The sequence below is a fragment of the Haloferax sp. s1 genome, from assembly GCF_058382125.1.
On the sequence record NZ_JBZRPK010000186.1, the window covers coordinates 1 to 1696 of the forward strand.

Below are 1696 nucleotides of genomic sequence, written 5' to 3' on the forward strand. Positions count from 1 at the left end.
GCGCGGCGTCCCGCGCTACAGCCTGTGGGGCCTCGGCGGCGCCCGAGCGCCGACCGCGTCGTTCACCATCGGTCTCGCCGGCCTCGACACGATGCGCGAGAAGGCGGACGAGGCGTACGATGCGGGCTACGACGTGCTCAAGGTCAAACTCGGCACCGACCGCGACAAGGCTATCATCGAGGCCGTCCGCGACGAAGCACCCGGCGTGAGAATCCGCGTCGATGCCAACGAGGCGTGGACGCCCCGCGAAGCCGTCGAAATGTCCGAATTCCTTGCGGGCTACGGTGTAGAGTTCGTCGAACAACCCGTTCCCGCCGAGGACTACGAGGGCCTGCAGTTCGTCTACGACCACGGTGCGCTCCCCATCGCGGCCGACGAATCCTGCATCACGGCCGACGACATCCCCAAGATTGCCGACCGTGTCGACATCGCAAACCTGAAGCTCATGAAATGTGGCGGTCTCGTGGAAGCGAAGCGCGCGATTCACACCGCCCGCGCGCACGGGCTCGAAGTCATGCTCGGTTGCATGATTGAGACGAACGCCGCCATCGCGGCAGGGTGTCACCTCGCGCCGCTGCTCGATTACGCCGACCTCGACGGGTCGCTCCTCCTCGCGAACGACCCCTACGAGAGCGTTCCGATGCCGAACGGCGCAATCAACCTCACGGAACTGGACCGCGCCGGAACCGGCGCACAGTTGCAATAAGAACGCAGGTCTCCTCGATTAACGTCCGGGAGTCCGACTTAGGATTCCCAATCGAGGTCCTCTTCTCTCGTTTCCGAGCGCAACACGAACGGGCCGATAGAGAGCGTCCGCTTTGCGACCGTCGAAATTCGGAGCACGGCGGCAGCGAGGACCGAGAAGGGCGCTAACGAGATGGCAGTCACGAAAGCAACAACCAACAAGAGATTCGAGACGCCGAGTGTCGCGCCCGTAACGGTCGAGAGGTCGTTGAGAAAGAGAATCGAGCCGACGCTCACCACGAGCGCGGGGACGGCGGTGTAAAACATCGACCGCGAAAGGTTGACGAGTTCCCACCGGAAGTAGAGCGTCTTGACGTGTTCGCGGGCGGGACCGAACAGTTCGAGCGCATCGCGTAGGTCCGAGAGTGCTGCCCTCGTTTCGTCCGGGAGGTCATCATCGTGGACGCGGCGGAGCCGCGTTGCCTGATACATCTTCCACGAGTAGTTGAGGTCCAGCGCCGCGGAGAGAACACCGAACGTTCCGAACTGCCGGCCCTCCAGACGCTCGGCGACCGCCTCGGCGTTTCCTTCGACTTCCGATGCGAACTCCCGGACGCGCGCCGCCGCGTCAGTCTCTGGCGCGCGGTCGCCGGAGACCGTCTCTTCGACGGTTCGCGCACGGGCGGCGATGCTCTCGGCGAGCGCGCGCAAGAACGCTGATGGCTCCGGCGGAGCGACCGGTGCGTCGAGTAAGTCGGCGACGTCCTCGCGGAACGCTATCGACCCTTGAATCCGGTCGCGTTGCTCGCCGAGCGGACCGAGTTCGCGCGAGAGTACGAGTTGGTTGATACTGACGACGAGCGTGACACCGGTGATGATTGCAGTGAGAAGTCCCTGTGCGAGCGTCTCGATGGGGTCGGATGCCTCGACGGCCGATTCGAGTGGACGCGGGTCGAGCACGCCGAGAACGACGATACTGAGAAACACAACGACGAGCGGCGCGGACGCGACG

At 64.4% G+C, this 1696-nt stretch carries 2 protein-coding genes; one reads left to right on the forward strand and one right to left on the reverse strand.

What is annotated here, in order from left to right:
- Positions 1–706 (forward strand): dipeptide epimerase (locus tag QT222_RS01485; RefSeq protein ID WP_491476073.1); only part of this gene is annotated, 706 nt, incomplete at its 5' end.
- A 38-nt stretch (positions 707–744) separates the two neighbouring features.
- On the opposite strand, the gene QT222_RS01490 is transcribed toward QT222_RS01485, so the two are convergent.
- A partial coding sequence (locus QT222_RS01490; RefSeq protein WP_491476074.1) for a DUF7972 family membrane protein occupies positions 745–1696 on the reverse strand: 952 nt, incomplete at its 5' end.